Genomic DNA, 7414 nt, shown 5'->3' on the forward strand with positions numbered 1-7414 from the left:
TGCTCTGGCAATCGCGAAGGAATTGCGTGCTGTGGGTACCAATGTGAACCAGATTGCGAGATGGTGTAATGCACGAGACATCGAACAATTGAGTGAACAGGAGCTTGAGAGATTGGTATATAATCTCGACGAAATTAAAAAGGGATTGGCTGCAGCATGGCAACAATTAAGCTGAGTACGACGAAAAATGCCAATGCGTTACTGAAGTACGCTGAGAAGCGCGCTGAGGTGGCAAATTCGCTTGATTGCGATGTGGACTATGTTCGGAACCAATTTAAAGCTACAAGGGAAATATGGGGCAAGAGTGGCGGCATACAAGCCCACCATGTCATTCAATCATTTAAACCTGATGAAGTAGATCCTCAGAAAGCTAATGAAATTGGGTTAAAACTAGCTGAGAAATTAGCCAAAGGCCACGAGGTGGCCGTCTACACGCATACGGACAAGGATCACATTCATAACCACATCGTAATCAATGCCGTGAACTATGAGGATGGTCGAAAGTTTCATGCGCATGGCCAAGAGGCCATTGACCGGTTTCGTGACGTGAGCGATGAATTATGTAAAGAACATGGTTTGTCCATTGTAGAAGAGCGCTCGGCCGATGTGCGCTATACGTTAGCTGAACAGTCCTTGCTTCAAAAAGGTGAGTCGAGTTGGAAAGATGAAATTCGGACGGCCATTGACTCTTCAAAAGAGCAGACAACGAGTTTTGAAGAGTTCCAGGAACGTTTAAAAGACAAAGGCGTCCAAGCTACTTTACGAGGTAAAAACATCACGTATGAGCACTTAGAATCGAATAAAAAAGTACGTGGCAGCAAGTTAGGGCTGGCGTATGAAAAGGAGACGATTTTAGATGGCTTTGAAAGACAAGTTACAAGAGAAAGAGCAGCAGCAGGTTCAGCAAAAAGAGGAGTTACAACAGTTACAGCAGTTATACCAGGAGATGATTCTACGTCTCAGAGCGACAGAGGGCTATCTCTCGACGTTCCTGAAAGAAAACATGAACAAAGAGATGATGATGCAACAAGAGCTCGAACAGATCAAACAGACGAGCCAAGACGTACAGAGGGAAATGAGATTGACTTCGCTGACATCGATCAACAAATTAGAGACCGCCATCTTAGAGCACAAGACATATACGAACGAAACTTTGGCCGAGATGAAGACGGCCATCAAGGTATTGCACAGCGAGATGAAACAGAATCAGGAGTTTCTGAACAACGAGTTCCAAACAAACAATCAAATGATCAAGGACGAACTCGAGAAGATCAACAACAACCTGGGGAGCAAGTTCGACATGTTGAGCGAGAAGGCGAAATCAGAACTCAGCGAAATCGAGAAAAACAGCAAGACTATGATATCGAACGCTAAGTTGGGCGTGGTGTTTAATGGCTGGTTAGATTGGGTGAAGTATGGAGCTGGGGCGGCCGTCTTTATGGTGCCTATGTTCTTCTTGTTCAAGTGGTTCTTTGGGTTGTTTGGTATAGAGTTAGGATAACATCTTCTTTTATAATCTAATAGATTACATTGTATTGCGATTGATTAAATTGAATTGTATAATGTTGTATATAGAAGAAGTTGGAGGTATTGACATGACAGAAAAAAAGACGTTAAAAACTACTTCCATAAGGCTTGACGAAGACGAATTAGTAATGGTTCAGGAGTTAATTAACTCATTTAATGATTTTAATGATTTTAGTTTTAAACCTATTACTCAAAATGATGTTATACGTTTGGCCTTAAGAAGGTTATATGAGAAAGAAATACCTGTAGAATCAAGAAGTGTAAAGAATAAATAATCAATGAAATAAAGATCTATATGATTTAAAATTAAAAATAAGAAAGTCCTCTAGTTTTAGCGGGCCAGAGGACTTTTAACAAAACATTTCGAGGGATTAACCTCTTGTTGTTGTGCAACCTATTTAATTAATTTTATTTTAACACAGGACGGTTAATTCCTGCTAGAGGAGAGGAATTAACAATTGAAAAAAAGAAAATTCAAAATTAATTTTGATGATGCCGAACAAAATGCTAGGTTAAGAGATTTAGAAAATGAAAAAGAAAAATTAAAAGAAGACTATCATGGTGTTGATCAGGATGATGTTAACAAGGCTATAGAAGTATTAAGTAAAGCGACTGGAGGAAAGGAGATTTACGTTGGAACTAAACGTTCTCCAAAATCAAAAGTGAAATTTGCTCAATTTATTCAGGATAATTGGGATTATGCTTTAGACAATGATTATTTTACTGATGAACAGATGCTCTTCTTACTTCGTATTCAAAGATATATGCAATTTAAAAGTAACTGCATTGTAGATAATATTCACTCTAGAAGTGCAGTTCCATTGACTCAGAAGGCTATTGCTGAAAGATTAAAAACTAGTGCGCCTAAGGTTAGTAGAATTGTAAATCAGCTAGTTGATAAAGGCGTAATTGTTAAAGCTCAAGGTCAGAAAACAGAAGGCAATAATGCCCGTACATATGCCTTGTTTATTAATCCGAATATTATTTATAGTGGAGAACGAGACAATATAGAAACAACTTTAAAAGCACTTTTTGCTAATGCTAAGCCTTTATTTAAAAATTTTCCAGTAACCCTTTTCTAAGGGTTACTTTTTTATGATTTCGTAGTTATCTAATTCGGTAACTATAGTTATCTAATTCGGTAACTACGAAATCCGGTATAAAGCCTTGGTATAAAAGGGTTTATTACTACCTTAATGGTTATTTTACTCTCACTCTCTATTTATATAGCAATTCGTTAATAGAATTGCAAGAGTCTTTTCGTATTTTTTTCGTTGAAAAAAATATAGCCTGAAGGCTAAAAAAGCCGTCTTAAGACGGCCGAGTAGTTATAACTGTTATGCGTTGCATTTTTGCAATATACAAAAAACCACTCAAATTGATTGAGTGGTTTAACTTCGCCATATTTGCCACCATTTTTTCTTATCTTTTTCTTTGGATAAAGTAGCAGCTATTTCTTTCTGTGAATCTTGCATTTCTCTTAATGTTGTAACTAACGTTTTATCTCTTTGTTCTAGATTGTCTTTTATGTAGGCTTCTTGTTTTAAAAATTGCTTTTTAAAATTTTCTTGTTGTTTCTCTATAATTTCATTTTGATCTTTTACTAACTTTTTTAACTCTTCTATCTCAGTCATAACAGTTGTAACTTTGCTAGTTATAACCGTTATATCTTCTGTTGTAACAGTTATGTCTGTTATATCTGTTATGTCAGTTATAACTTTTCCACTTACAATCTCCTTTACAGCCTTTGGAACTGTCATACCTTTTTCATTTTTTAAAATCATTAATTCTTTAAATAAATTTATATCATCTTGTGAAAACAAGAGTTGTCCTTGCTGATTACGTTTAAAGTTATAACCATGCTCTTCAAAAAGTAAATAATATTTCTTTGCAGTTGAAGTTGTGACTCTAATAGCTCTTGCTAATCCATCTACTTTTTCATAGAATTCCATGTACATAACAGTTATAACCTCCAATTTATTCAGAATCATAACTATTATAACACCCTCAAATAAGATATTAGTGTCTTAAAGAAAATAAAGAAACAACCTCTGCAGTGGACGAAAGGTTGCTCTTTTTGCTACGTTGAAATTTGTAAAAAATAGACCAGGGGTTATTGTATCATACTTTTTCCGATACATGCTTTTTTTATAAGGGCTTGCATATGAATAAAAGGTGCGCTTTTTATACATTTTTTCAGGACTCACCTACTGAAGAAACGTTGCTACATCAAGGATGTATAAAAAGCTGCATAAAGAAGAAACAAGGCCCCATGGAGAACCCTTCTCCCAATAAGGGTTCTCTTTTTGATGTGTTCCGGAAAGAGACATTATGTTAACTAAGGTTGTATCTTGTATACAAGATGAAACAAAATCAATTATTTGATAAAATGGAAATATATTGATTTAAAAAATAGAATAGCAAAAGAGAGGACTATATAAATGCTCGGGGAAACCTTTACACTTTTTAGACCGATTTATTATTTGATAACTATCTTTTTAGTATGTAATTTTGTGTATGTAGTTTTTTTAAGCAATAAAATCAAAGCTAATAGCTATATATTATTCAACTCTTTGTTCTTTGTAATAATTGGAGCTATGCTATTATTTCAACAAGTAATAATTGTAGATGAAACTAATCAATCAGGAGATCCAGTAATTTTTGATTTAATGATCCTATTTGTAGTTTTATTTATAGCTAGCTTTATCTTTAGGAATATAAAAAAGAGGAAAGTTTAGACTTTCCTCTTTTTTGCGTTATTACCGATAATCTGGATTATGTTAACTAAACTTGTATACTCTACACAATAAATATCAAAGTAAATTTGATATAATAAATAGCAACCATAACATACATATAGGAGAATAAAATATGGACTCTAAGCAGTTATTTTTAAGGGAACTACATAATATTATCAAAGAATATTCAGAAATAGGGGAACAATTAAAACAACCTCCTAAGGAATTACCGTGGGAAGAATTCAATTTAACTAAAGATGAAATAAATTCTTTAAGCACCCAGGAATTCACAGATGAAAGTATTAGTGCAATTGAAAAAATCGTAAGAGATAATATCATGGGCGCCTTTCATAGTGCTTTTTGTTTGCTTGATGGAGTAAGTGATCCTGTATTAGAGAATGATGATGACATGTGGTTTGGCTTAAAGTTAGAAGAAAAACAAGATGACGATGAAGATGAAGAATTTTTACATGACGAATTGTATAGTTCATATTGGGATTGGCACGACTTAAATAATAAAGACAAATAGATCAAAAATAAAATTCTTTAAGAAATACTATAAGGTAATGAGGAAAGGAGCACTTAATGTGCTCCTTTTGGTTCCTGTAACGCGTTTTATGTTAACTAAAAGGCGAAAAAGCCATCTTTGGGGAAGATGGCTTTTTCTACTGATAAATATTAGGTTGTAATTGGAGTACTAAAAGACTTCTCGAGTAGTTTGCTCATGTTGATCTTAATTATTCATTTTGTAGCAAAGTAATAGCAGGAAATATTACTTTGCATTTGAATACTAGTACTATACTCTTAAAACGAAAATGGGGGCTAGTAAGATGCTGGTAAAAAAGATGTTAAATGGAATTATGATGAAAGAAATCACCATTAAAGAATTAGCTGATCGGTATGATGTAAGTACTCGTACCATTCAATCAAAGATTAAGAAATTAGGCTATGAATGGGACAGTAAGGAAAGTATTTATCGCTATGTTGGAGAAGAATCAGAACCTTTAGATGTTGATTTTAGTACTCTTATCTCTAAAAACAGTAAAATGCCAGCAAAACAACAGCTAGCCAATAGCGAAATAGCAGCTAGTGTTAGCTATCTGAATGAAAGTGAAAGTACTAATGACAGCTTTGAAAAAGCTAGTACAAATGATAGCAAAGTAGATGCAATTGATTTGTTACTGCAGCATCCAAAAGAACGCTCAAAACAAGTGTATAGAGGGTTTTATTTTGACCAGGATGTGTTAAGTATCATTGATCGAGTTCCTAAGAGTTATAAATCTGAATTAGTAAATGAAGCTCTTAGAAAAGTGTTTAAGGAAAAAGGGTTATTAGACTAAAAGTGTTCCGAAAAATGGTTTTATGTTAACTAAAAATATATATCATATACACCTTAAAAAACAGAAAAAACTACCGGCTCATCGGGGACCAGTAGTTTTTTCTGTGACATAATTAGAAGTTAGTTTTGATGCTTTTATACATCTTGAGTAGTTTGCTCAAATTGTTAAATGTTATTCTTTTTAAGCTAAATGTGGAGGAGGTGGAGTAAAGTTATCATTTCTCTTTAAATCTTGAGGTGGTGTATCATGAATATATGGGGGAGCTGGTTTTAATTTTGGTTTGCCTCCAAATCCTTCTGGGCATTGAACATATTGAAATACACCTTCTCCATCCATGCTTGGACCACTTGCCCAGCGTCCAGTAGCACTCTTTTCTCCTTCAGAAAAATTAAAGAGGACATGGGATACTTCCCGTTTCTCTAAGTGTCGAGGAAACGTACTTGGAACAACTACATTTTCTTTTTCCTCTAACTCCTTAATTGCTGCAATCCATTGATTTTGATGCATCGTATCCCGAGCAATCAACCAAGATAGCATATCTTTCACTCCACGATCACTAGTTGATTCATAGAGACGTACAACTTGAAGGCGACCTTGTGACTCTGCATTTAAATTGGCGCGAAAATCTGCCAGGAGATTACCACTTGCTGCAATATAACCTGCATGCCATCTGTTTCCTACACTATCTGCTGGCATGGCCCCAAGTCCGGAAACAATAGCATGTTGTGGATTCATGCCTCCAAGAATCGCTCCAATGACAGGATCCTGAGCTGCTTTTTCTAAATCTCCAACAGGTGCTCGATCAAGAAGTCGGGCGATCATTGTAGCTAACATTTCGATATGAGCTAATTCTTCGGCTCCTGTATCCATAAGTAAATCTTTATATTTGCCGTTACCTCGTACATTCCATCCTTGAAATAGATATTGTAATGCTACAGAGATTTCACCAAATTGCCCCCCTAAAACTTCTTGCAGTTGCTTTGCAAATAAAGGATCCGGACGGTCTGGTTTTGCATGGTATTGAAGTTCCTTTTTATGAAAAAACAATAGAAATCATCCTATCTACTTTTTATTCAAAATAATCTTTTATAGGCTATTCAACTATATAAGGATAGGTGTCTAAATTTATTTATAAAATAGAAACTGTAATATCTTCTACCTCCCCTAAAAAATAGCTAGTCTTTATACAAGGTACGAGTCGTATTTTTTAAGAAACCCACTTAAAAAATCTCCACTCTTTTCTCCTTGTACAAAGACTTTCGGCAGGTTTGTATTTCTCGCCAAGCCGACATACCCAAAACGAAGAATTTGAGAATCGGCTTGTTTGCGCAAGTATACCTGCCGAACCGCCAGCTCGGCCGCCCAAAAGTGCTCATCTTACTTCAAGGTGAGCAACACTCTTAAAAACATAAGAAGCCAGCCTCTACCCCAAAACAAAGGGGGAGATAAGCTGCATTGTCAATGGTAAGCGGACCGTAGGGAGCATTAAGGAATTGACAATGTCTCTACACCCGAACCCTCTTGGCACTCAAACAACCACGTTTGTTTGACGCCAACCGGCGAGGGAGCCCCCTCAAAGTGTTGAGGGGGTTGGGGGTGTTTGTAGAAGCCATTCCAAAGGAGCTTTCCTTTGGCAGGTGTGGACAGCGTCCGCGGTTTGGCTCCCCCTTGAAAAGGGGGCTGGGGGGATTGTTATGCTCAGCATAACCAAGCTCAATTGGGTACCAATTGTAGAGCTTGCCTTATTCCGACTGTTTGGTGTATTATGGAAGCATAAAGCTGGAATTTTACACCAAGTTCACCACATCT

At 35.9% G+C, this 7414-nt stretch carries 8 protein-coding genes; 6 read left to right on the forward strand and 2 right to left on the reverse strand.

The genetic code is table 11. The annotated features are described in order from the left end of the window. The first annotated feature begins 31 nt into the window (after positions 1 to 31). The 4 genes from OK414_RS29155 (at position 32) to OK414_RS29170 (ending at position 2609) form a co-directional block, all read left to right on the forward strand. Positions 32 to 175, forward strand: a complete 144-nt coding sequence (locus OK414_RS29155; protein ID WP_264363568.1) for a MobC family plasmid mobilization relaxosome protein — start codon at positions 32 to 34, stop codon at positions 173 to 175. Continuing rightward, positions 157 to 1374, forward strand: a complete 1218-nt coding sequence (locus OK414_RS29160; protein WP_205663454.1) for a relaxase/mobilization nuclease domain-containing protein — start codon at positions 157 to 159, stop codon at positions 1372 to 1374. The genes OK414_RS29155 and OK414_RS29160 overlap by 19 nt, the downstream gene beginning before the upstream one ends. Before the next feature lie 221 nt (positions 1375 to 1595). Continuing rightward, the gene (locus OK414_RS29165) at positions 1596 to 1802 is read left to right on the forward strand and encodes a hypothetical protein (protein ID WP_153252747.1); all 207 of its coding nucleotides are present in this window, start codon (positions 1596 to 1598) and stop codon (positions 1800 to 1802) included. Positions 1803 to 1985: 183 nt separating this feature from the next. Beyond that, positions 1986 to 2609: a MarR family transcriptional regulator gene (locus tag OK414_RS29170; RefSeq protein WP_233335541.1), complete on the forward strand. Its 624-nt coding sequence runs from the start codon at positions 1986 to 1988 to the stop codon at positions 2607 to 2609. Between the two features lie 309 nt (positions 2610 to 2918). Here OK414_RS29170 and OK414_RS29175 read toward each other — a convergent pair whose 3' ends face one another. Further along, the gene (locus tag OK414_RS29175; RefSeq protein ID WP_233335540.1) at positions 2919 to 3485 is read right to left on the reverse strand and encodes a DUF3967 domain-containing protein; all 567 of its coding nucleotides are present in this window, start codon (positions 3483 to 3485) and stop codon (positions 2919 to 2921) included. 913 nt (positions 3486 to 4398) lie between these two features. On the opposite strand from OK414_RS29175, the gene OK414_RS29180 reads away from it, so the two are divergent. Beyond that, positions 4399 to 4794, forward strand: a complete 396-nt coding sequence (locus tag OK414_RS29180; RefSeq protein ID WP_264363567.1) for a hypothetical protein — start codon at positions 4399 to 4401, stop codon at positions 4792 to 4794. Between the two features lie 301 nt (positions 4795 to 5095). Beyond that, a complete protein-coding gene (locus OK414_RS29185) occupies positions 5096 to 5605 on the forward strand; it encodes an HTH domain-containing protein (protein ID WP_205663453.1) in 510 nt (169 codons plus the stop codon). Positions 5606 to 5785: 180 nt separating this feature from the next. Here OK414_RS29185 and OK414_RS29190 read toward each other — a convergent pair whose 3' ends face one another. After that, a complete protein-coding gene (locus OK414_RS29190; RefSeq protein ID WP_047934313.1) occupies positions 5786 to 6652 on the reverse strand; it encodes a manganese catalase family protein in 867 nt (288 codons plus the stop codon). Between the last annotated feature and the right edge of the window lie 762 nt (positions 6653 to 7414).

Origin of the sequence: Priestia sp. JV24, from assembly GCF_025910025.1 — a bacterium.
Taxonomy (GTDB): domain Bacteria; phylum Bacillota; class Bacilli; order Bacillales; family Bacillaceae_H; genus Priestia; species Priestia megaterium.

Bases quoted from the DNA above. Each gene is read 5' to 3' on its own strand.
- OK414_RS29160 (WP_205663454.1), top strand. From the start codon at position 157: ATGGCAACAATTAAGCTGAGTACGACGAAAAATGCCAATGCGTTACTG.
- OK414_RS29165 (WP_153252747.1), top strand. From the start codon at position 1,596: ATGACAGAAAAAAAGACGTTAAAAACTACTTCCATAAGGCTTGACGAA.
- OK414_RS29175 (WP_233335540.1), bottom strand. From the start codon at position 3,485: ATGTACATGGAATTCTATGAAAAAGTAGATGGATTAGCAAGAGCTATT.
- OK414_RS29180 (WP_264363567.1), top strand. From the start codon at position 4,399: ATGGACTCTAAGCAGTTATTTTTAAGGGAACTACATAATATTATCAAA.
- OK414_RS29185 (WP_205663453.1), top strand. From the start codon at position 5,096: ATGCTGGTAAAAAAGATGTTAAATGGAATTATGATGAAAGAAATCACC.